Origin of the sequence: Roseovarius lutimaris (assembly GCF_900115165.1) — a bacterium.
GTDB lineage: Bacteria > Pseudomonadota > Alphaproteobacteria > Rhodobacterales > Rhodobacteraceae > Roseovarius > Roseovarius lutimaris.
Map to the genome: position 1 here is coordinate 50,592 of NZ_FOVP01000019.1, position 22,349 is coordinate 72,940.

Annotated in this window: 23 protein-coding genes; 11 read left to right on the forward strand and 12 right to left on the reverse strand. The window is 58.6% G+C overall.

The window, feature by feature from the left end:
* The 7 genes from urtD (at position 1) to tig (ending at position 7,052) form a co-directional block, all read left to right on the forward strand.
* Positions 1–729, forward strand: a complete 729-nt coding sequence (gene urtD / locus BMZ91_RS16135) for an urea ABC transporter ATP-binding protein UrtD (protein WP_143076367.1) — start codon at positions 1–3, stop codon at positions 727–729.
* Between the two features lie 3 nt (positions 730–732).
* Positions 733–1,434, forward strand: coding sequence for an urea ABC transporter ATP-binding subunit UrtE (urtE, locus tag BMZ91_RS16140; protein ID WP_092841097.1), 702 nt, complete (start codon positions 733–735; stop codon positions 1,432–1,434).
* A gap of 52 nt (positions 1,435–1,486) precedes the next feature.
* Positions 1,487–2,530 (forward strand): aliphatic amidase, encoded by a 1,044-nt coding sequence (locus tag BMZ91_RS16145; protein ID WP_092841098.1) that lies wholly within the window; start codon positions 1,487–1,489, stop codon positions 2,528–2,530.
* A gap of 77 nt (positions 2,531–2,607) precedes the next feature.
* Complete coding sequence (locus BMZ91_RS16150; RefSeq protein ID WP_092841100.1) at positions 2,608–3,729, forward strand: AAA family ATPase; 1,122 nt, start codon at positions 2,608–2,610, stop codon at positions 3,727–3,729.
* 15 nt (positions 3,730–3,744) lie between these two features.
* On the forward strand, positions 3,745–4,905 hold the full coding sequence (locus tag BMZ91_RS16155) for a transporter substrate-binding domain-containing protein (RefSeq protein ID WP_092841101.1): 1,161 nt from the start codon (positions 3,745–3,747) through the stop codon (positions 4,903–4,905).
* A 3-nt stretch (positions 4,906–4,908) separates the two neighbouring features.
* Complete coding sequence (locus BMZ91_RS16160) at positions 4,909–5,511, forward strand: ANTAR domain-containing response regulator (RefSeq protein WP_092841104.1); 603 nt, start codon at positions 4,909–4,911, stop codon at positions 5,509–5,511.
* 209 nt (positions 5,512–5,720) lie between these two features.
* Positions 5,721–7,052, forward strand: coding sequence for a trigger factor (gene tig / locus BMZ91_RS16165; RefSeq protein WP_092841106.1), 1,332 nt, complete (start codon positions 5,721–5,723; stop codon positions 7,050–7,052).
* A 128-nt stretch (positions 7,053–7,180) separates the two neighbouring features.
* Here the strand turns inward: tig and BMZ91_RS16170 are convergent, their stop codons facing one another.
* The 5 genes from BMZ91_RS16170 to rpsF form a co-directional block, all read right to left on the reverse strand.
* Entirely contained in the window at positions 7,181–7,978 is a 798-nt protein-coding gene (locus BMZ91_RS16170; protein WP_092841108.1) for an acyl-homoserine-lactone synthase, read from the reverse strand.
* Between the two features lie 160 nt (positions 7,979–8,138).
* Positions 8,139–8,852 carry a LuxR family transcriptional regulator gene (locus BMZ91_RS16175; protein WP_245736435.1) on the reverse strand — a complete coding sequence of 238 codons (714 nt, stop codon included), beginning with the start codon at positions 8,850–8,852 and terminating at the stop codon, positions 8,139–8,141.
* A 295-nt stretch (positions 8,853–9,147) separates the two neighbouring features.
* The gene (gene rplI, locus BMZ91_RS16180; protein ID WP_092841111.1) at positions 9,148–9,765 is read right to left on the reverse strand and encodes a 50S ribosomal protein L9; all 618 of its coding nucleotides are present in this window, start codon (positions 9,763–9,765) and stop codon (positions 9,148–9,150) included.
* A 12-nt stretch (positions 9,766–9,777) separates the two neighbouring features.
* On the reverse strand, positions 9,778–10,005 hold the full coding sequence (gene rpsR / locus BMZ91_RS16185; protein WP_013961325.1) for a 30S ribosomal protein S18: 228 nt from the start codon (positions 10,003–10,005) through the stop codon (positions 9,778–9,780).
* 29 nt (positions 10,006–10,034) lie between these two features.
* Entirely contained in the window at positions 10,035–10,388 is a 354-nt protein-coding gene (gene rpsF, locus BMZ91_RS16190; RefSeq protein WP_092841211.1) for a 30S ribosomal protein S6, read from the reverse strand.
* Between the two features lie 232 nt (positions 10,389–10,620).
* Here rpsF and BMZ91_RS16195 point away from each other — a divergent pair, with 232 nt between their 5' ends.
* Both BMZ91_RS16195 and BMZ91_RS16200 read left to right on the forward strand, forming a co-directional pair.
* Complete coding sequence (locus BMZ91_RS16195; protein ID WP_092841113.1) at positions 10,621–11,130, forward strand: hypothetical protein; 510 nt, start codon at positions 10,621–10,623, stop codon at positions 11,128–11,130.
* A gap of 119 nt (positions 11,131–11,249) precedes the next feature.
* A complete protein-coding gene (locus BMZ91_RS16200) occupies positions 11,250–11,825 on the forward strand; it encodes a YceI family protein (RefSeq protein ID WP_092841115.1) in 576 nt (191 codons plus the stop codon).
* Positions 11,826–11,900: 75 nt separating this feature from the next.
* On the opposite strand, the gene BMZ91_RS16205 is transcribed toward BMZ91_RS16200, so the two are convergent.
* The 7 genes from BMZ91_RS16205 to BMZ91_RS16235 form a co-directional block, all read right to left on the reverse strand.
* A complete protein-coding gene (locus tag BMZ91_RS16205) occupies positions 11,901–13,112 on the reverse strand; it encodes a DegT/DnrJ/EryC1/StrS family aminotransferase (protein WP_092841213.1) in 1,212 nt (403 codons plus the stop codon).
* 134 nt (positions 13,113–13,246) lie between these two features.
* Positions 13,247–14,551: an NAD(P)/FAD-dependent oxidoreductase gene (locus BMZ91_RS16210; protein WP_092841117.1), complete on the reverse strand. Its 1,305-nt coding sequence runs from the start codon at positions 14,549–14,551 to the stop codon at positions 13,247–13,249.
* Positions 14,552–14,588: 37 nt separating this feature from the next.
* Positions 14,589–15,956 carry a glutamine synthetase family protein gene (locus BMZ91_RS16215; RefSeq protein ID WP_092841119.1) on the reverse strand — a complete coding sequence of 456 codons (1,368 nt, stop codon included), beginning with the start codon at positions 15,954–15,956 and terminating at the stop codon, positions 14,589–14,591.
* Between the two features lies 1 nt (position 15,957).
* A complete protein-coding gene (locus BMZ91_RS16220) occupies positions 15,958–16,635 on the reverse strand; it encodes a type 1 glutamine amidotransferase (RefSeq protein ID WP_092841121.1) in 678 nt (225 codons plus the stop codon).
* An 86-nt stretch (positions 16,636–16,721) separates the two neighbouring features.
* A complete protein-coding gene (locus BMZ91_RS16225; RefSeq protein WP_092841215.1) occupies positions 16,722–18,038 on the reverse strand; it encodes a glutamine synthetase family protein in 1,317 nt (438 codons plus the stop codon).
* Positions 18,039–18,150: 112 nt separating this feature from the next.
* Positions 18,151–18,843, reverse strand: a complete 693-nt coding sequence (locus BMZ91_RS16230; RefSeq protein WP_092841122.1) for a M48 family metalloprotease — start codon at positions 18,841–18,843, stop codon at positions 18,151–18,153.
* Positions 18,844–18,902: 59 nt separating this feature from the next.
* Positions 18,903–19,856 carry a radical SAM protein gene (locus BMZ91_RS16235; protein WP_092841124.1) on the reverse strand — a complete coding sequence of 318 codons (954 nt, stop codon included), beginning with the start codon at positions 19,854–19,856 and terminating at the stop codon, positions 18,903–18,905.
* A gap of 169 nt (positions 19,857–20,025) precedes the next feature.
* On the opposite strand from BMZ91_RS16235, the gene zwf reads away from it, so the two are divergent.
* Both zwf and pgl read left to right on the forward strand, forming a co-directional pair.
* Positions 20,026–21,480, forward strand: coding sequence for a glucose-6-phosphate dehydrogenase (zwf, locus tag BMZ91_RS16240; protein WP_092841126.1), 1,455 nt, complete (start codon positions 20,026–20,028; stop codon positions 21,478–21,480).
* Positions 21,477–22,148 carry a 6-phosphogluconolactonase gene (pgl, locus tag BMZ91_RS16245; RefSeq protein WP_092841127.1) on the forward strand — a complete coding sequence of 224 codons (672 nt, stop codon included), beginning with the start codon at positions 21,477–21,479 and terminating at the stop codon, positions 22,146–22,148. The genes zwf and pgl overlap by 4 nt, the downstream gene beginning before the upstream one ends.
* Positions 22,149–22,349 lie beyond the last annotated feature (201 nt).

Below are 22,349 nucleotides of genomic sequence, written 5' to 3' on the forward strand. Positions count from 1 at the left end.
ATGTCACAGCTTCAAGTCAGAGATTTGCAGGTGACGTTCGGTGGCCTGCGCGCGGTGGACGGCATGGACTTCGATGTCGCGCAGGGCGAAATACTTTGCCTGCTGGGGCCCAACGGCGCCGGAAAGTCGACGACGCTGGACCTGATCTGCGGCAAAACGCAGCCGACCGGCGGCTCGATCCGGTTTCAGGATACCGAGATTTCCCGGATGTTGGAATTCCAGCGGGCGCGCCTCGGCATTGGCCGCAAGTTTCAGGTGCCGTCCGTCTACAAAGAGCTGACCGTGGCCGAAAACCTGTCGGTCGCGCGCTCGATGAAACCCGGAATCTGGCACGCTTTGACCCATCCGGCGATCCGGCGCAGCTCGAAAATGCAGGACATACTCGACCTTGTCGGGCTGCAAGACAAGATGGGCGAACCGGCCGGCAATCTGTCGCATGGCGAAACGCAGTGGTTGGAAATCGCCATGCTGATTGCGCAGGACAGCCGCCTTATCCTGATGGATGAGCCGACGGCCGGCATGACCATCCAGGAGACGGAACGCACGGCCCGGATTTTCCGGTCTCTTAGCGCAAATCATACCCTGATCGTGGTTGAGCACGACATGTCCTTCGTCCGCACGGTGGCGGATCGGATCATCGTCATGAACCAGGGGTCCAAACTGGCAGAAGGCACGATTCAGGAAATCGAGGCGAACGAGGCGGTCAAGACCGCATATCTGGGACACTGATTGATGGAAAATCTGACCGCGACCAATCTTTACTCATTCTACGGCAAAAGCCCGGTTCTTCAGGGGGTGTCGTTTGACCTTAAACCGGGTGAATTCCTGTCGGTGCTTGGGCGCAACGGCGTGGGTAAAACGACCCTGCTCAAGAGCATCATGGGCCTGACCGACCGGTGCGAGGGGGATCTGAAATTCGGCGAAACCGACCTGTTGAAATGCAGCACCCCGCAGCGCTCATTAAAAGGCATCGCCTATATCCCGCAGGGGCGCGAGATCATTCCCCGCTTTACCGTGCGCGAGAATATTCTGATGGGGACATTCGCCCGACCGGACGGCAAGCGCGACATTCCCGACTATCTGTTCGACATGTTTCCGATCCTGCGCGAGTTCATCTCGCGCCGGGGTGGCGATCTGTCGGGCGGGCAACAACAACAACTGGCCATCGCGCGCGCTCTGGCCATGGATCCCAAGATCCTGATCCTGGACGAACCCACCGAGGGTATCCAGCCAAACATCGTCAAGCAGATCGAGGATGCAATCATACAGCTCAATCGAGAACGTGGCCTTGGCGTCATTCTGGTCGAACAGAACGTGCCCTTCGCGCGTGCCGCATCCGACCGCTTTCTCGTGCTCGACAAGGGACGTGTTGTTCTCAACGGCACCTCGGCCGAGCTGACAGACTCCGTCGTGGAGGAACACCTGACGTTCTGAGAACGCAGGCCCACTTACCGCAATCAACCCCGTCAACAGGAAAGGACAAGACATGAGACATGGAGATATTTCGAGCAGCGACGATACAGTCGGCGTTGCGGTCGTAAACTACAAGATGCCGCGTTTGCACACCAAGGCAGAGGTGATGGAGAACGCAGAGAAGATTTCCGACATGATCATCGGCATGAAGCAGGGTCTGCCGGGCATGGACCTGGTTGTGTTCCCCGAATATAGCCTTCAGGGCATCATGTATGACCCCGACGAGATGATGGAGACGGCCGTCAGCATCCCGGGCGACGAGACCGAGGTCTTTGCCCGCGCCTGCCGCAAGGCCAATGTCTGGGGGGTCTTTTCGCTGACTGGCGAACGTCACGAAGAGCATCCCAAAAAGGCGCCCTACAACACCCTTATCCTGATGAACAACAAGGGCGAGATCGTACAGACCTATCGCAAGATCCTGCCCTGGTGTCCGATCGAGGGGTGGTATCCCGGCGACAGCACCCATGTGGCCGTCGGCCCCAAGGGGATGAAAATCAGCCTTATCATCTGTGATGATGGTAATTACCCCGAAATCTGGCGGGATTGCGCGATGCGCGGTGCCGAGCTGATCGTGCGGTGCCAGGGCTACATGTATCCAGCCAAGGAACAGCAGATCACAATGGCCAAGTGCATGGCCTGGGCGAACAACTGCTATGTTGCGGTTGCCAACGCGTCCGGCTTCGACGGGGTCTATAGCTATTTTGGCCATTCCTCGCTCATCGGCTTTGACGGGCGCACCCTGGGCGAATGTGGAACCGAGGAAATGGGCGTTCAGTATGCTCAGCTTTCGGTCTCTCAAATTCGCGACGCGCGTCAGAATGATCAGTCGCAGAACCATCTCTTCAAGCTGTTGCATCGCGGATATACCGGAATGCACAACTCGGGCGACGGAGACAAGGGTGTGGCGGACTGCCCGTTCGAGTTTTATCGCAACTGGGTGAACGATGCCGAGAAAACCCGAGAGGATGTACAGGCGTTTACCCGCGATACGGTCGGCGTTGCGCAATGTCCCGTCGGCAGCCTGCCGACAGGGGCCAAGGAAAAAGAGGCCGGCTGACGGCTTTCGCTGGACGGCGCGGTGCCAACGAGTGCCGCGCCGTATAGGCAAGACTACAGGACAAAAGGATCGCGCAGATGCCATTCATGACAGACCGTTTGCAAGCCGTGCAACGAGATCAGCAACTCAAAAGCGCCCTTGCCGATGAGAACACGCGTGACATCAGACATACAAACGGGGCGACGACGGCCAGTTTTCTGAATTCACGGTTTTCATTCGACATGGCGGTTGTCGAGCGGGAATTGCGCAGCTCGATCATCGGTCAGGACAGCGCCATCGACGAGGTTCTCGATATTCTCAAGGTTGTGCGCGCCGATATCGGCGATCCGCGCAAGCCACTTGCATCGCTGCTTTTTTGCGGCCCCACGGGGGTTGGCAAGACGGAAACCGTGCGCACGGTCGCACGCGCGCTTTATGGCGATGCCGATGCCATGTGCCGAATTGATATGAATACTCTGGCGCAGGAACATTACGCCGCCTCATTTACCGGCGCGCCGCCAGGCTATGTCGGATCAAAGGAGGGGACCACGATCCTCGATCAGGAAAAGATCGAAGGGACGCGCAACCTGCCGGGCATCGTTTTGTTCGACGAACTGGAAAAAGCCAGTAACGAAGTGGTTCTGGCTCTGCTCAACGTGTTTGACAACGGTTTGCTCACGGTCGCCTCGGGCGAACGGACCTATTCGTTCCGCAATGCCATCATTTTCATGTCATCCAACTTGGGCGCGCGCGAGTTGATGGCGCTTGACGATAAGCGGGGTGGTCTGTTGTCCAAGTTGACAGGCAAGGTCAAGGACCGCCGCACGCGGGCGCATGACATCGTCATGAAATGCCTGCTGGAACGGTTTCCACCCGAATTCGTCAACCGCATTGACCATGTGGATACGTTCAACTGGATCGACCGCGACACGATCCCCAGTCTTGTCGATGTCGAACTCGAACGGCTCAACCGAAGATTGCGACGGCATGGTGTTGTCGTTACCATCAATCATGCAGTCCGAGATTTACTTTCCGAAACGGGATATGATAAACGCTTTGGCGCACGCGGGTTGCGGCGGGCCATGCGTCGGCATCTTGAATTCCCCTTGGCCACCTTCCTGCTGGAGCCAAGTGAAAAAGACGGATACCCCGACGCGACCGGACCCGTAAGGCTGGCTGCGGATCGTATTGGCGACCGGATTGTTTTTACTCATGTTTGAAAAGGGAAAGCTTTGGTGAGCATTCAAGAGAGCTGGAAAATCGGAGTCCTTTTTTCGACGTCGGGCGTGACTTCGATTATTGAGCAGTCACAGCTCAACGGTACTCTCTTGGCCATTGATGAAATCAATGCGGCCGGCGGTGTGCGTGGCCGCTCTATCGAGCCGATCAGTTACAATCCCGACTCTGTTGTGTCGTGTTATGGAGAAATGGCCGAACGGCTGATCGTTGACGATAAGATCACCGCGCTTTTTGGCTGTTACATGTCGTCGTCACGCAAAGAGGTGCTGCCGGTGGTCGAGCGGCGAAATGCGCTTTTCTTCTATCCCACGCTTTATGAGGGCTTCGAATATTCGCCCAATGTGATCTATGGTGGCGCAACCCCCAATCAGAACAGCGTGCCGTTGGCCAACTATCTGATGGGTGCTTTCGGAAAGCGCATTTTCTTTGTGGGCTCAGATTACATTTACCCACGCGAATCCAATCGCGTGATGCGTAATGTTCTGCGTCAGGGCGGTGGCGAGGTTATTGGAGAGCGTTATTATGGCTTCGACGTGGACGAAGAGGGGTTCGCCGAGGTGGCCCGCGAGATTGTCGAGATGAAGCCCGATGCGATCTTTTCTACCGTTGTTGGCCAGATGTGCATTGATTTCTACCGCGCCTATCATGCAGCCGGGGGGGATGGGCGCATATGCCCGATTGCCAGTCTGACCACCAACGAGGCCGAAATTGCAGCGATCGGACCCGAGGCCGCCGTTGGGCATATCACCGCGGCGCCTTATTTTCGCAACATAAGCTCGCCTGCCAATCGCAAGTTTCTGAAAGCCTACAACGCCAAGTTTGGCTCGGTTCGTGATGTCACCAGCTGCTGTGAGGCGGCCTATAGCCAGATGCACCTGTTTGCCACCGCTCTTGAAGAGGTCGGCGAGATGGACGCGGATCGTCTGCACGAGGCGCTGTTGGGGGCCACATTCGACGCCCCCCAGGGCCAGATCAAGATCGACCCGGACAACAACCATACCTACCTGCAATCGCGCATAGCACGGGTGGACGAACAGGGAGAGTTCATCATAGAAAACAAACTACGGCGCGCGATCAAGCCCGATCCTTATTTGGTCTACCCGAAGATTCACGATTGGAACTTCAGGACACAGAAGGTTAAGCAATTTCCGGTATGACATATGAGTGATTTCATTCAGGATCTGAGGGATCTGAACACACTTGTTGTCCACCAACGTGACCGCAGCGGGGATGATCTGTTACAACAGGTAAACCGCATCGGATGCAATTGTGAAAATGCCTGGCCGATCCCTGTAACACTCCAAAAGAAATTCGACCTGGTCTTTATTGATGTCACAGACCAGCCGGTAGACCGGATCAAGAGCTTTCTGAATAGCGCCGGGGGCGAGCCGCCCACCGTGATTGCCCTGATCGGCTATGAAAACCCATCGACGCTGGAGTCGATCTTCGAGATCGGGGCGCATGCGATGCTGACCAAGCCCGTGCGTGCGACGGGCGTCCTTGGCAGCATGCTGATGGCGCGACGCTACTGGGCCGAACAGCTGCGGTTTCGCAAGGATCTGGCCAAAATGCGTGACCGTGTGGTCAATCTGCAAAAGATAAACGACGCGAAATTCATCCTGATGCGTCATCACGGCATCGACGACCAGGAGGCCTACGGCGTCATTCGTAAACAGGCGATGTCCAAGCGCACCACCACCCTGGAGATCGCACAGTCGATCATCAACGCGGATGGTATCCTGCGCAATATCGGGAACAGTTGAAGCCGCCATTTGAAACGGCTGGCATTCTGTCGCGCGCCGCTTTGGATGATGCGCGGCCTTGTTTCCGCGATCCGCATCGCAAAACCGGGTTCCGGGGGCGCGCGGACAAGACTCTGCTTGCAAGCCCCGCGCCGCACACCTAGAACGAGCCCTGATTTTGACCGCTGCGGACGCCTCCGCGGCCCGATTGCAATGGATGAGGACGAACAATGCAGGTCACCGAGACCCTGAACGAAGGCCTAAAGCGCAGCTACAAGATGACCCTGTCGGCGAAAGATCTTGACGACAAGGTAATGGAAAAGCTGAAAGAAGCCCAACCCGATGTCGAGATGAAAGGGTTTCGCAAAGGCAAGGTGCCGCTGGCACTTTTGAAAAAGCAATTTGGCGATCGTGTGCTTGGTGAAGCCATGCAAGAAACCGTCGATGACGCCATGAAAAAGCATTTCGAAGAAAAACAGGAGCGCCCGGCGTTTGAACCTGATGTCAAAATGACCAATCAGGAATGGAAAGAAGGCGACGACGTCGAAGTCGAGATGAGCTATGAAGCCCTGCCGCCGATCCCGGAAATGGACCTGAAAACCATCAAGCTTGAGCGTCTGGTGGTGAAAGCCGACGATGCGGCGGTTGATGAGGCGCTGGCCAATCTGGCCGAAAGCGCGCAGGACTTCAAAGACCGCAAGGCCGGCGTGAAATCGAAAGACGGTGACCAGGTAGTGATCGACTTTGTCGGCAAGGTTGACGGCGAAGCCTTCGAAGGCGGAAGCGCCGAAGATTACCCGCTGGTGATCGGCTCGAACAGCTTTATCCCCGGTTTCGAGGAACAGCTGGTCGGTGTGAAGGCCGAAGAAGAAAAGGCCGTTACGGTCACCTTCCCCGAGGAATATCAGGCCGAGCATCTGGCCGGCAAAGAGGCGGTGTTTGACTGCACCATCAAAGCCGTGCGCAAGCCGGTTGCCGCCGAGATCGACGATGAGCTGGCCAAGAAATACGGGGCCGAGGATCTTGCCGGGCTCAAGGCCCAGATCAGCGAGCGCCTTGAGGCCGAATATGCCGGTGCCTCGCGCGCCATCCTCAAGCGGCATCTGCTTGATGTTCTGGACGAAAAGATCAGCTTCGAGCTTCCGCCCACGATGGTCGAAACCGAGGCCAAGCAGATCGCGCATCAGCTCTGGCACGAGGAAAACCCCGAGGTTGAAGGCCATGATCACCCCGAGATCGAGGTCAGCGACGAGCATTCCAAACTCGCCGAGCGCCGCGTGCGCCTTGGGCTTGTTCTGGCCGAGCTTGGTCAGAAGGCAAATGTCGAAGTGACTGATGCCGAGATGACCCAGGCGGTGATGAACCAGGCGCGTCAGTATCCGGGCCACGAGCGTGAATTCTTTGAATACGTTCAGAAAAACCCGCAAATGCGTCAGCAAATGCGCGCCCCGATCTTCGAGGACAAGGTGATTGATTTCGTGGTCGAGCTGGCCGAGGTTTCCGAAAAGGAAATCTCCAAGGACGATCTGGAAAAAGCCATCGAGGCGATGAACGACGAATAATTCCGTCAGTAGGACGAAAAAAAGAAGGGCCGCCCCGGGGAGAGATGGGGCGGCCCTTTTGCGTTCTTTCGCATCAGAGTGGAGCCGTGAGTATGCTCTACCTGTGGATTACGCGCTTCATTGGGGAATTAAGCGCGTATATCCGAGCGAGAACGACTTGTCTGTGCAAGGGCGGCCCGAAGCGCCAGCGCGGCACGTTTTTCATGTTCGGTCGTGGCGGCCGCGATCTGCTCGTCGCAATAATCACGCAGGTCCGGCGACATCATTTCTTCAGCGGTACGCGCGGCGAGTGCTTCTGCAACTTCGTCTTCATCAGCGAAGATATTTCCGGTAATTCCGGCGAAATTGCGAATACGCGCAATCCGCTCTTCGGTGATGTCGCTGAGCGCGGCAAGCGCCTTTGTCTTGCCCATCTGAACGGTTTTCCCGAGATAGCCATAGGGCGCATTATCACAGCGTTTGAGAATGCGATCCATAGCCGGGTCCACGACGCTGATTACATCGGTGATGCCAGAATCATAGGCATATTCGGCAATACCCGCCATCAGTTCGCAGGCGGTAGAGGACACGCTGCGCGTGGAATCAGGGTGTTTCAGGCGCTCGGTGTCGATGCAAAAGCGGGTGTTTTCCCAGATCGTGGCGCTACGCAGGGACGGCTCGCCACACAGGATGTCCTGAAACACGTCCGTGAGCATATGCGGACCGGTGGTTTGCAGCATGCGGTTGCAGCCGATCACGTCATATTCGTCATTCAGGGCAACGAGATAGACCGGATCAAGATTGTCGAAAAGATCGGATTCGCGACCATCCTCGACAGACACATCCCAGCCCATGCGATCTTTAAAGACACGGGCCCGTAGTTGAAACATATCGTCGATGACAGACTGGAACCGGTCTCGGTTCAAAGCGTCGATTACAAGGATCATGGTATTTATTCCCCAATGTGAGTGGTGTGGGGATTACGATAGCGAAAACTGATCCAAAGAATATTAGGGAAATCCCGTAGTGCGACCGCGTTCACGAATTCGTTCATTCACGCCTGATGCGGCACCACCGGCCAACGTCTGCCACAACGGGGCGTTGAAATCAACCGGGTTGGATCAATCCAAGGCTCACGGCGCGTCCGACGGCCTGTGCCGTGCTGATCGTGCAGAGCTTTTCGCGCGTCGAGCGCATGTGAACCTCTACCGTGCGCGACGATATCATCAGAATATCGCCAATGTCCTGCTGGGACTTGCCCGCTGCGACCCATTGCAAAATCTCGATTTCCCGAGACGAGAGTTTTGGCTGGCGCAGCGTTTTTAAGAGCGGGTCAGAGTTCATCACCGTGTCGTGCAGGTGCACGGCATTGTTGAGAAGGCTGCCCAGGATGTCACGTTTGAGCTTGATCCATTCGGCCTGGGGCACCGAGCTACAGGCGCACAGCAGCCCGATTTCGCCGAACATGCCCCGAATTGGTACGGTGACGCCCTGTGAGGGCAGCTTGAAATCATGCGCGTCCTTGAAGACGCGATCGTACTCCGGGTCGCTGGTCAGGCGCCGCCAGTCAACCGGGGCAACAGACCGGGAGGCCGAATTCAGGGTCGGGTCGTATTCCTGAAGGCGATGCGCGACGTAATGCGATTTCCAATCGTCGGGATAGGTGGTGAACCCATGCATTTTCCCAGAGATCGGATTGGCCGCGAAATAGGTTGCATGCTCAACCCCAAGCGTGTCGCACAGCTTGTTGAGGTGTCCGACGTAGTCACGTTGAACCTCCGGTATACCCGCCAGATCTATGAGGTCGATGCGTTTGTGCATGTCGCCTTGGGATCACGAGATGATCCCCCATCCTCCGTCTGTTGTTCCGTACGCAACCGGAGCCACCGGATGTACGCAAAGATACCCTATGATACCAGCATATGACTGCTTTTCAATGGAGACGGGAATCGCTGCGATTTTTGACGCAAACCGATGTTTTCGCAACACTTACATTGAACAGGTCACAAGATCTGTCTCGGGCGCCTCAAGGCGATTGCGGCCCTTTTTCGGGAAAAAAGCCGCGCGCCGGTGAGGGCGCGCGGCGTGCAGAGCAAAACGCCTGCTGCCTTTGGGGTCAAGCGTCGTCGTCGTCGCTGACGGATTCGGCGGCGTCTGCCAGGTCATCGTCGTCCGATGCGGCAGCGCCAATATCCTCGAACAGTTCCGCGATTTCAAAATCGGCGGCTTGTTCGGCTTCGGCTGCGGCATCCTGAATGGATTTGCCCGACGCCTGAAGCTCGGCCTCTTCGGTAGAGCGTGCAACGTTGAGAACGATGGTCGCCTCAACCTCGGGGTGCAGCGTGACGATAACGTCATGCAAACCCAGGTATTTGATCGGGCTGGTCAGCGCGACTTGCTTGCGCTCGACGGTAAAGCCGTTCTCGGTGGCGCAATCGGCCGCGTCACGGGTGCTGACCGAGCCATAAAGGGCGCCGCTGTCAGAGGCCTGGCGAATCACGATGAACTGCTGATCGTTCAGCTTGTCCGCCATGGCTTCGGCTTCTTTGCGGGTCTCGAGGTTTTGCGCCTCAAGCTGCGATTTGCGGTTCTCAAAATCTTCGATGTTCTTGGCCGAAGCCGAGAGCGCCTTGCGTTGCGGCAAAAGATAGTTGCGCGCAAAGCCAGCCTTTACATCAACGACTTCGCCCATCTGGCCAAGCTTGGCCACGCGTTCAAGAAGGATCACTTGCATATCAATGTCTCCTTATTTCACAGCATAGGGCAGCAGGGCAAGAAAGCGGGCGCGTTTGATGGCACGGGCCAGTTCACGCTGCTTTTTGGCCGAAACTGCGGTGATGCGTGAGGGCACGATCTTGCCACGCTCAGAGATATAGCGTTGCAGCAGACGGGTGTCTTTATAGTCGATTTTCGGCGCATTATCACCCGAGAAGGGGCAAACTTTCCGACGGCGGAAAAATGGTTTAGTAGCCATTGCTTATAGTCCTTTCTTCAAGTGATGGATTAACGGCGCTCGCGGCGTTCGCCACGTTCTTCACGCTTCTGCATCTGGACCGAGGGACCCTCGGCATGCTCGTCGACCTTGATGGTCAGAACGCGCATTACATCATCATGCAGGCGCATCAGGCGTTCCATCTCCTGAACCGCCGACGACGGCGCGTCGGTTTTCAGAAAGGCATAGTGGCCCTTGCGGTTCTTGTTGATTTTATAGGCCATCGTCTTGACGCCCCAATACTCGCTTTCCACGAGTGTGCCGCCATTGTCGGTCAGCACGGTACCGAAATGTTCAACAAGGCTTTCGGCTTGCGCGTTGGACAGGTCCTGGCGCGCGATCATCACATGCTCATATAGCGGCATGTTTTCTCCATTTCTATCAAGGCGCATTTCATAGGAGGGGCAAGACCCTTTCGCGGCCCATCCACGAGAGACTGCGCGGTGCATAACGATTGCGAAAGGTTGGGCGCGTATACGATGGAAGTGATCTGTGCGCAAGCCGGTTTGACCGGGTCCATGGATTGCCTTGGACCTGCCCCATTCAGAACGCTTTTCGCCGCCATGTTTCAGGTGTCCGAGTTGAGAGGAAAAAGAAATGGTTGCCTTGCCCGATCTGCCGCGTGACTTCACGCATGCACCGCACAGCTTTCATGACACAACGTCAATGCCCGAGAAAAAACCCGAAAAGAGCGATCCGCGCCACGCCGCGAAGGTTTTTCTCGGTAGCGTCCTGATATTGTCATCTGCTGGCGTCTGGCTGGTGTCGACAGGCGGTACAGACGCGGCGATGATGCTGATCAAGATGGTGTTCTCACTGTCGTTGTTCTGTGTCGGTGCAATGTGCTTTTCGACCCTTGATACCGAAGATCTTGCGCCAGAGGTTCAGATTGACACCAAACGCCGCCAGCTTCGGGTGGTTGAAACCGGGCTTGACGGGCGCACGCAACGGGTCGAGGTCCATGCTCTTGATGATCTGGCCGAGCTATCCCTGCGCGACCGGATTCTGACCGCGCGCGATTCTTCAGGTCGCCAGATCGCGGCGCTGCCCATAACGGATCGCGCAACCGAACGCGCCCTGCGCCGCGCGCTGAGTCTTGCGACCTGAGTGAGCAAGTGTTCGCCAATTCACAGCCTCTGTTTGAAACTACGCAATTGTGATTTCATGTAACTAAGGCAAGCTATATAAACGTAACTTCTACGTTTCTTGCCTGGAGGCCCTTAATTGTGAAACAGACTTTGATTGCAGCGACTCTTGCCCTGACCGCAACCGGGGCGCTTGCCGCGCCGCAGGACTATACCCTTGACCCGGGTCACAGCCAGGTGGTGTTTTCCTATAACCACCTCGGTTTTTCGACCACCTATGGCATGTTTTCTGGCTTTGAAGGCGTGATCAGCTTTGACGCCGAAGACCCGGCGGCCTCATCCGTCAACGTGTCGATGCCCCTGATGTCGATGATGACCGGATGGGAAAAGCGCTTTGAACATTTCATGAGCGAGGATTTCTTTGGTGCCTCAGAGGGTGACATGGTCACCTTTACCTCAACCGGAATCGAAGTAACCGGCGACAATACCGCCAATATCACCGGCGATCTGTCGATGAACGGTGTGACCAAATCGGTCACGCTTGACGCCAAGCTGAACCAAAGCTTAGAGGCGCACCCGATGAATGGCAAACCCTGGATGGGGTTCGATGCCACCACGACATTGCTGCGCTCTGATTTCGGGGTCGATAAATTCGCGCCCTATGTCAGCGATGAGATTGACGTGAAAATCTCAATCGAAGCGGGCCAGGCCGAATAAGCCAACTGGTCGATTTACCACTTACGGAAAAGGCCGCCTGCGGGGATGCAGGCGGCCTTTTTGGTTTAAACCTGTTCAGGTGCCATAGGCGCGCGCGGCGCCAATCACATCCTCTGCGGCGCCGACAAGGGCATCGGCAATCATGTCAAGCTCGGGCCGGGTCAATCGCGCGGGCAGGCGGGTGTCACAGGCACGCATCAGCATGGCTCGGGTCTGTGGCAGATCAGGCATTTCCCCGGGGATGAATTGCCAATTCCAGAACGCGCGGGCATTGTCGACATTTTGCCCAAAGACCTGCACCTTGACACCGCGCGCAGCGGCGGCTTGGGAATAGGCGTGGGTTTCCTCATCGCTCAGCCCCACCAGATTGAACTGGATCGAATCCGGCGCCCGCTCTTCCGGGCCCAGTTTTGGCGGCACAGTCAGCCAGGGCGACAGGTTCAGGCGCTCGGCGACATGATCGTGATTTCGCCGCCCCTGGCTTACCCGGCGTGCAAGCTCGGGAAGCTGTGGGCGGATGATCGCGGCCGAAAGGTTGTTTAGCCGCAGATTATAAAGCGGAAACCTGTTCTGTGCGCGGGTGAATGCCGCCTCTAACGCGGGGTCGGGCGCGCCAATATGCTTGGCCCAATTGTGTTCATAAGCGCCCGACATGATCACTGCGCGCGCGATTATATCGGCATCATCGGTGATCATGATGCCACCTTCGCCGGCGTTGATCATCTTGTAGGATTGAAAGCTGAAACAGCCGATACGCCCCAGCGTGCCGATAGTGCGCCCGTGCCAGGTGGTGCCAAGCGAATGCGCCGCATCCTCGATTACGGGAATGCCAGATGCGTCGCAAAGCGCCAGAATTGCATCCATATCCGAGGTGTGGCCGCGCATGTGGCTGATGATCACGGCGCTGATGTTCTCTTGAAGGTGGGCCTCGAAGTCCTTGATATCAATCCGGTAATTATCCGCAACCTCGCAGAGGACCGGTACGCAATCGGCGTGAATGACCGAAGAGGGAACCGCAGCAAAGGTAAAGGCCGGGATCAGAACCCGCGCATCGCGCGGCAGGCCAAGCGCCTTGAGCGACAGGAAAAGCGCCGCCGAACAGGAGGAAACCGCGAGGGCGTATTTCGCGCCAAGCAGCGCCGCGAATTCACCTTCCAGCAAGGTAACGGGCGCATTTTCCGGCGCTGTATAGCGAAACAGATCACCCGATTGCAGCATCCTGTCGACTTCGGCGCGGGCGGCCTCGGGAATGGGTTCTGCGTCATAAACGTTAGGGGGAAGGGGCATGTTTTCGGTTTTCCTGAAACTGGATTTCGGATTACGTAAATCTATAATGTAAAAACTGAATGAAAAGCAAAAAATACCACCGTCGGCATGGCGCGTGGCAAACCATCGCATTTCATGCAAAAGGTAAGGCTGGCTTAAACGCCTAGGCGATCGCGCAATGAATACCAGGTCATCGCCATCGCCAGAAGCGGCGAACGCAGGGCCGCGCCCCCCGGAAAACTCGGGGTAGGGACGCGGGCCATGGTTTCAAACCCTGCCGTCTCGCCCAAAATCGCATCCGCCATCAACTTACCCGCATGGGTCGCACTGCCGACGCCATGCCCGGAATAGCCCGAGGCCGAGAGCATGTTGGGCGCCAGCCGTGCCAGATAGGGCATCCGTTTCATGGTAATCGCCAGCGTGCCGCCCCAGGCATAGTCAATCCCGACATCGCGCAGGTGGGGAAAAATCTCAAGCATCGGCTTGCGCACCGTCGCCGCGATATCGCGTGGGAACCTGTAACCATAGCTTTCGCCGCCGCCAAACAGCAGGCGCTTGTCGTGGCTCAGGCGGAAATAATTCACCACGAATTTGGTGTCGGCCACCGCGATGTCGCGGGTCAGAACGCGCGCGGCGGCGTCGCCAAGCGGCTTGGTGGCGGCGATGAAATTGTTGATCGGCATGACCCGCGCGGCCACCTTGCGATCAAGCCCGCCAAGATAACCGTTACAGGCAAGGATCACGTGATCGGCCTCGATCTGCCCGGCATCCGTCGCGACCTTGGCGCGCGCGCCGCGGCTGATGTGGTGCACCGCCGATCCCTCGTGAATGCGCACGCCCGCCGCCGCTGCTGCGCGGGCAAGCCCGATGGCATAGGCCAGCGGGTGCAGATGCGCCGCCCCCATATCCAGAATGCCCCCCGTATAGGCCGGGGACGGACAGATCGCCTGCATCGCGTCATGATCAAGCGTCTCGATCTGATCATAGCCATAGGTCTTGGACAGGTGTTCGGCGTACCCATGCTCGTCCTTCACCTCGCGGGGCGAAAAACACGCATGTGCCACGCCTGCCTTGAGATAACAGTCGATCTCGTGCTTTGCCACCAGGGACTTGACCAGATCCTTGGCCTCTTCGGCCAGCTCCCATAGCTTGGCCGCATCATCGCGCCCGACCAGCCGCTCAAGCGCGGTCTGCTCCATCCGCTGCCCGCTGCCCAACTGCCCCCCATTGCGCCCCGAGGCGCCAAAGCCGACGCGCTGCGCCTCCAGAAGGACCACATCCATGCCCGCCTCGGCCAGATGAAGCGCCGCCGAAAGCCCGGTATAGCCGCCGCCAATCACACAGACATCGGCGCGCGCCCGCCCTTTCAGCGGGGCAAACGCGGGCAGGGGTGTCGTGGTCGCCGCGTACCAGCTTTGCGGATAGCTGCCGCGACGGTCATTGGCATAAAGCAGGTTCATGGGCTTCTTCTTGGCTTAAATACTCATGCGAGCGGCGTCATACGTTCAGCAACAAATGCTCGCGTTCCCATGGGCTGATGACCTGTAGGAATTCCTCGTACTCGGTGCGTTTCACGATTCCGTAAACCCGTGCAAATTCCGGCCCCAGAATGGCATGCAGCTCATCCGCCTCTTCAAACATATCAAGCGCGGTTCCCATCACATTGGGAATATCGGATTCCCCTGCATAGGCGTCACCCTTGAATTGCTTGTCCGGGCGCTCTTCGTTGATGATGCCCAACAGGCCGCAGGCAAGGCTTGCCGCAATGCCAAGGTAGGGGTTGCAATCCATGCCCGCCATGCGGTTTTCGACCCGGCGCGCTTCGGGCCCCGACAGGGGCACGCGAATGCCGGTGGTGCGGTTGTCGCGCCCCCAGGCAAGGTTGATCGGCGCGGCGTGATCCTTCACATAGCGGCGATAGGAATTGACATAAGGCGCCATCACCGCGATGGCCGAGGGCAGATGTTTTTGCAGCCCGCCGATAAAGTGAAAGAACGCATCGGTCTCGCCACCCTGCGGGCCGACAAAGATGTTGCGCCCGGTCTCGATATCCAGAATCGAATGGTGGATGTGCATGGCGCTGCCCGGCTCATCTTCGATCGGTTTGGCCATGAAGGTGGCAAAGCAGTCGTGGCGCAGCGCGGCCTCGCGGATCAGGCGCTTGAAATAGAATACCTCATCGGCAAGCTTGACCGGATCGCCGTGCCGCAGATTGATTTCAAGCTGTCCGGCGCCGCCTTCCTGGGTGATGCCGTCAATCTCAAAGCCCTGCGCTTCGGCAAAATCATAGATGTCGTCGATCACCGGGCCGAATTCATCGACCGCCGTCATCGAATAGGCCTGCCGCGCGGCGGCGGGGCGCCCTGAGCGGCCCATCATCGGCTTGATTTCCTGGCCCGGGTCGATGTTGCGCGCCACAAGGAAGAATTCCATTTCGGGCGCGACCACGGGCTTCATACCGCGGTCTTCATACATCTGCACCACCCGGCGCAGCACGTTGCGCGGGCTGAACGGGATCGGCGTGTTGTCGCGGTCAAAGGCATCATGGATCACCTGCAAGGTCCAGTCGGCGGTCCAGGGCGCGGCGGTGGCGGTGCTCATATCCGGCTTGAGGATCATGTCGCGTTCGATAAATCCGTCCTCGCCTGCGGCCTCGCCCCAGTCGCCGGTGATGGTCTGAAAAAAGATCGAGTCGGGCAGATGAAAGTAATCCTGCCGCGCGAATTTCGAGGCCGGCACTGCCTTGCCACGGGCAATGCCGGGCAGGTCGGAAATGATACATTCGACCTCGTCCAGGCGGCGGCCCTCAAGATAGGTTTGGGCCGCTGCGGGCAGGGCTTCGGTCAGTTTGGTAAGATCGGCCATCTCAGGCACCTCGTTTCAAGAATGTCGCCATACGGTTGGCGATTTCGGCATTTGCGGTCGGCTGATCCAGCCGGTCGGCCGCCTCTGCCAGCAGGGCCTCGGGCACAACGCCGGGGCCGCGGTGATGAATAAGCCGATCCACCATGGTGGCGGTGAATTCAGGATGCGGCTGGATCGTGTAAATGCGGTTGCCATAGATCAGCGCGGCGTTTTCGCAAAACGCGCTTGATCCCACCACCTGCGCGCCCTCGGGCAATTTGGTCACCTGATCCTGATGCCAGGCATTCAGCGGCAGGCGTGTGCCCTCGATTTCATACTCGGTGACACCCACCGACCAGCCGCCGTCGAATTTTTCAACCGTGCCGCCAAGCGCCTGCGCGATGATCTGATGACCAAAGCACACCCCGACAAGCGGGCGACCATCGGCGTAGATATCTCGGATCAGATCTTCCAGCGGCGCGATCCAGGGCAGGTCTTCATAGGCGCCATGTTTCGAGCCGGTGATGAGCCAGCCATCGGCGGCCTCGGGTCCGCTGGGAAAGTCGCCATCAACCACGTTGTAGGCGTCAAACTCAAAGCCATGCCCGTCCAGCAGATTGGCGAACATCACCTCGTAATCGCCAAGTTCGTCAAGCACTATATCCGGGGCGTGGCCGGTTTTCAGAATTCCGATCTTCATGGGGCTCTCATAATTTGATCAAATTAAGCCTAACCTGCCCGATGCACGGCTGCAAGGGGCGCGTATCCGACCAGGGTTTGATCCGGTTAGACGGTTTCAAGGTAAGTCTTCCAATGGTGTTCCTCGGGGATCTCGGCCATTCGCGCAAACTCCTGGCGTTTGGTCATCACCAGATTGCGGATAAGTTCGGCGTGGAAGATTTTTGCAATCATCGGGTCGTTCTCAAAGAGGTCGATCGCGCTTTGCCAGTCGGGCGCAAGCTGGGGCAGGTCGACCTCATAGGCGTTGCCGCTGATTGGGGGGGGCGGGGTCATGCCCTCTTCGATGCCGGTGATCGCGGCGCCAAGGATGACGGCAAAGCTCAGGTAGGGGTTGATATCGCCGCCCGCAACGCGGTGCTCGATGCGCCGGGCAACCGGCGGACCGCCGGGAATGCGGATCGCGACAGTGCGGTTCTCATAGCCCCATCCCGCGCCGGTCGGCGCATGGGCGCCGGGCACGAGCCGGGTATAGCTATTGGAATTGGGCGCAAATATCAGCGTCGAGGGCGGCATCGCGGCAATACAGCCCGCCACCGCCGCACGTATCACATCGGTGCCAGCATCGGTGCCGTCGTTGAATACGTTGTGGCCGTCCGCGTCCAGCACCGAGAAATGCATGTGCATGCCGTTGCCGGTGTCATGCTCGAAGGGCTTCGCCATGAAGGTGGCGACAAAGCCATGCCTGCGCGCCAGACCCTTGATCATGGTCTTGAAAAGCCATGTATCATCGGCGGCCCGCAGCGCGGTCTGGTGGTGCAGGGTCAGCTCGAACTGGCCAATTCCGGCCTCGCTGACTGCGGTTTCAACCGGGATATCCATCTCGGCACCGGCCGAATAGAGCGCGCTCAGAAATTCGTCAAAGGCGTCCATCTGGCCAAGCGACAGGATGCCGGGGGCCGACATCCGCCGCCCGCTGCGCGGGTCGCGCACGGTCTTGAGGCTGCGCCCGCTGTCGTCAACAAGGGTGAATTCAAGCTCGGTCGCGGCATCGACGGTCCAGCCGCGCGCGGCGAAGCGGGCAAGAACCGTCTCAAGCGCGTGACGCGGATCACCGGCAAACGGGCTGCCATCGTCAGTGTGCAACACCATCGGCACAAGGCCCTGGGGCACCTCAAGCCAAGGCAGCGGCACCGGCCCGCGATCGGTGGGCATGAGGCGGCCATCAATATCGCCCGACTCGAACACCAGCGGCGAGTTTTCGATATCCGCCCCGAAGATATCAACATTGAGCGACGACAGCGGCATGCGCACGCTGCCATCCTTGAGCTTGCTGGCATGGCTGGCGGGCAGGCGCTTGCCGCGCATGCGACCGTTGAGATCACAGGCGGCCACGCGGAAGGTCTGGAACTGGGAGAGGTCCATTAGAAAAACATCCTGAACATGATTTGCCATAGCCTATCCGGTCGCCCCCGGCTTTGCCAAGATAATTTGATCAAAAAATTCAGAACTGAAATAATGACCCGGATCGGCCGCCCTATTTGACGGCGTTCTGCCAGCGGTTTTCAAGCTTTTCGATCGCCGCAATCCGCTCGCTTGTCTTGGGATGGCTCAAAAGCCAGGCCGGCATCACGCCGCCCGCGCCTTTGGTCAGGGCGTCAAGCTTGGTGAACAGCGACTTTTGCGGCGCGGTGCCAATCCCGGCCTTGGTCAAAAGCGCGGCGGCATAGGCGTCGGCCTCATATTCATCGCCGCGCGACAGGCGCGCCGCCAAAAGCCGGGTCAGCCCGCTGGCGATCCAGGCGCCGATACCGGGCAGAAACCGCGACAGCACCATGGCAAGCGCGGTGCGCAGGGCGTTCTGGCCGGAAAAGTCGATCATCCGGCGGCGCGAATGGCCAAGCGCCACATGGCCAAGCTCGTGCGCGATCACGCTGGCCATTTCATCGGCGGTCACCTCGCCGGTCTGAAACTTGCGATAAAACCCGCGAGTGATAAAAATCCGCCCATCCGGCGCGGCCAGCCCGTTGACCGGGTCAATCTCATAGATATGCACCCGCACCCGTGGAATATCGAGCGCACGCGCCATGCGGTCGGTCATATGCTTGAGCAGTGGATCGGCAAGCTCTGTCGATTGCGCATCAAGCTCTCGCGTGGTGCGCCAGACCGAAAACCGGTACATGACAAGGGCGTAAAGCACCGCCAGAAGGATGGGCGTAAAGCGGATCATAAAGGATATATGGGGCAGGGCGCGTGATCTGGCAAGCGCGGCCTGTCAGGGCTGCGGCCTTACCCCGAACAGCTTGCCCCGCCCAAAACGCAGAACTTGGCGCAATGGGGGTGGTTGAGCTTCACGTCGCGCTCAGCCTCGGCCAGGGTCTCGCCCAATTCGAACTCGGGCGAATAGGGCAGCAGGGTACAGGCCAGAACCGCCGGTTTTTCGGCGCCCTTGCGTTTGACCACCATGCGCGACGAGGCGCACATCGGCTCGCTCGGGCTTTTGCCAAGGATATCCCAACAGGCGGTGGTGATCTCTGGCACCTCGGCGGTTTCATCCATCTCGGGGAAAAGCACCGTCGCGGCGGGATCATCGGCGTCGATGTCAAAGCCATGTTCGGCATAAAGGCTGCGATAGCCGTCGCGCGATTGCGCCTCGCTCTCGCCCCAGACGGTGCGCCCGGCGACGGTCATGGCAAAGCCGTTGTCGCGCAGCCATTGCATACCCTCGATGGTGCGCGCAAACGCGCCCTTGCCGCGTTCTTCGTCGTGCAGCGCCTCGGACCAGTGATCGACCGAAATCCGCAGGGTGATCCTGTCGCGCCAGTTTTGCGCCAGATCAAGCAGACCCGCGCGCATGGATTTGCGCATCATCGGGCGCATGGCATTGGTCAGGATCAGCACCTCATGCCCCGCCTCAAGCGCGGCGCGCGTCATGCCGATGATTTCGGGGTTCATGAACGGCTCACCGCCGGTAAAGCCGATTTCGCTGATCGGCCAGCCGCGCGCGGTAATCTGGCTCAGGTAATCGCGCACCTCGGATTCGGTGATATAGACCAGCGCATCATTGCTGGGCGAACTGAAAATATAGCAATTGGCGCACTCGATATTGCACAGCGTTCCGGTGTTGAACCACAGCGTTTCGGGATGGCTCAGCGCCACGCTGGCACGGGTTTGCCCGTCGGCGGTAACGTCCGGGTCTTGAAACTTGCCAAGATTGGCAGGGCTCGTGACAACATCTTTCATTCTGCAATCCGCTTTCTTTTTGCTTTTTGTCGCCTATCTGCTGCGAACAGGCAAGTGAAGGGGGCTGAGTTGGCTTGACGCCATTGTGAAGACCGCATGTCATGTTAAAGTTGCCCCCCAAGACTCGTCGCCCGACAACGCAGGGTAACACAATACAGGAGTGGTCGTCATGGCGTCGCGAGTGATCCCGGTAGAACCTTTTGATCTGGTGATTTTCGGTGGCACGGGCGATCTTGCCTGCCGCAAGATCTGGCCGGCGCTGTTCCGTCGCTTTGTCGCTGGGCAGATCGAGGGCGATGTGCGCCTGATCGGGGCCGCACGCGGCGAGATGGACAGCACCGGTTTTCGTGATGTCGTGCAGGCGGCGATTGTCGAATTCGGTGGCGAAGAATCTAGCCAAAAGAGAGAGTTATCGAAGTTTCTCAAGTTGGTGAACTATGTCACGCTTGATGCGCGCGGCACTGACGGCTGGGTCGATCTTGCCGGGTTGATGCGGACGGACCGCATTCGGGCGTTCTATTTCTCGGTCGCGCCGTCGCTGTTTGGCGATCTGGCCAAGCGGTTGCACAAACACGGCATGGCGGATGACACTAGCCGCATCGTGGTGGAAAAACCCTTTGGCCGCGACCTTGAAACCGCCCGCGATCTCAACCGGGTTCTGGCGCAGCATTTCGACGAGAGCCAGATTTACCGGATTGATCATTATTTAGGCAAAGAAACAGTTCAGAACCTGATGGCGATCCGGTTTGGCAATGTCCTGTTCGAGCCGCTCTGGAACAGCCAGTATGTCGATCACATTCAGATCACCGTTGCCGAATCTGTCGGTGTCGGCGGGCGCGGAGAGTATTATGACAAATCGGGCGCCATGCGCGATATGGTGCAAAACCACATGATGCAACTGTTGTGCCTGATCGCGATGGAACCCCCGGCGAAATTCGATCCCGACGCGGTGCGCGACGAAAAGCTCAAGGTCATTCGCGCGCTTGATCCGGTCAGAGGCGGCGATGTGGTGCGCGGTCAATACGAGGCGCAGGGCGACAAACCCGATTACCGAACCCAGGCCGAAAACCCCGAGAGCACCACCGAAAGCTTTGTCGCCCTCAAGGCGCTTGTGAGCAATTGGCGGTGGGCGGGCACACCGTTTTACCTGCGCACCGGCAAGCGGTTGCGCGATCGCGCCAGCGAGATCGCGGTGGTGTTCAAGGATGCGCCGCATTCGATCTTTGGCGCCGATGCCGGGCGGCACCGCAATATCCTGACGATCCGCCTGCAACCCAATGAGGGGATCGAGCTTGGCGTGACCATCAAAGAACCGGGGCCGGGCGGGATGCGCCTGATCGACGTTCCGCTCGACATGACCTTTGCCGAGGCATTGGGGCCGGAAGACGCCGATTTTCCGGATGCGTACGAGCGGTTGATCATGGATGTGATCCGTGGCAACCAGACCCTGTTCATGCGCGGTGACGAGGTCGAGGCGGCCTGGGCCTGGACTGATCCGATCATCGCCGACTGGCAAGAGGGCGGCGCCGCGCCGCTGCCTTATATTTCAGGGGGATCCGGGCCTGATGAGGCGCTTATGCTGATGCATCGCGACGGACGCCGCTGGCGGGAGATCAAGCCATGAGTTTTGTAGAATATGCCGATGATGAAATGCTGGCAATCGGTCTGGCCAATGTTCTTGCCGGAGAGTTGCGCTCGGCGCTAGATCATCGTGATCGCGTGCTTTTCGTGGTGCCGGGGGGCACCACGCCGGGGCCGATCTTTGACGTTCTTTGCGACGCAGATCTGGATTGGGCGCGGGTTGATGTAATGCTCAGCGACGAACGCTGGCTGCCCGAGGTGCATCTGCGTTCCAACACGCGGTTGATCCGCGACCGGCTGTTGACCGGGCGCGCGGCCAAAGCCTGCTATCTGCCGCTTTATGCGAGGGCCGAGACCCCCGAGGCGGTTCTGGCCGAGCTTGAGGCCAATATCGTGCCGATGCTGCCGATTGATGTCTGCCTTCTTGGGATGGGGGCGGATATGCACACCGCCTCGATCTTTCCCGGCGCCGACAAGTTGGAAGAGGCCCTGGCGGTACGCGCGCCGGTCTTGGTGCCGATGCGCGCGCCGAAAGTGTCAGAGGTACGGGTGACCCTTTCGGCGCGTGTGCTGGATGGGGCGTTGTGCAAACATGTCGTCATCACCGGTGAGCAAAAGCGTGCAGCCCTTGAGCGCGCCCGACACATGCGGGCCATCGATGCGCCGATTGCCGCGGTTTTGTCCGGGGCAACGGTGCATTGGGCGCCCTGAGGGGCGCCTGAGTGGAAGGTGTCGTGGCAGGTGTTGAAGCTTCTGGCCGAGGTGGCAACCATCAGTGACCAGTTAAATGCCCCGGCGCGCGCCAGTATCACCTAAAGCGCGGCCAACCCTTGTGAGTCGGCCTCGCCTAGGAGTCTATCGGCCTGTCGAGAACAGCTGTCAGCCCTGCTGTGGCATGCTCCGATTGTTCAG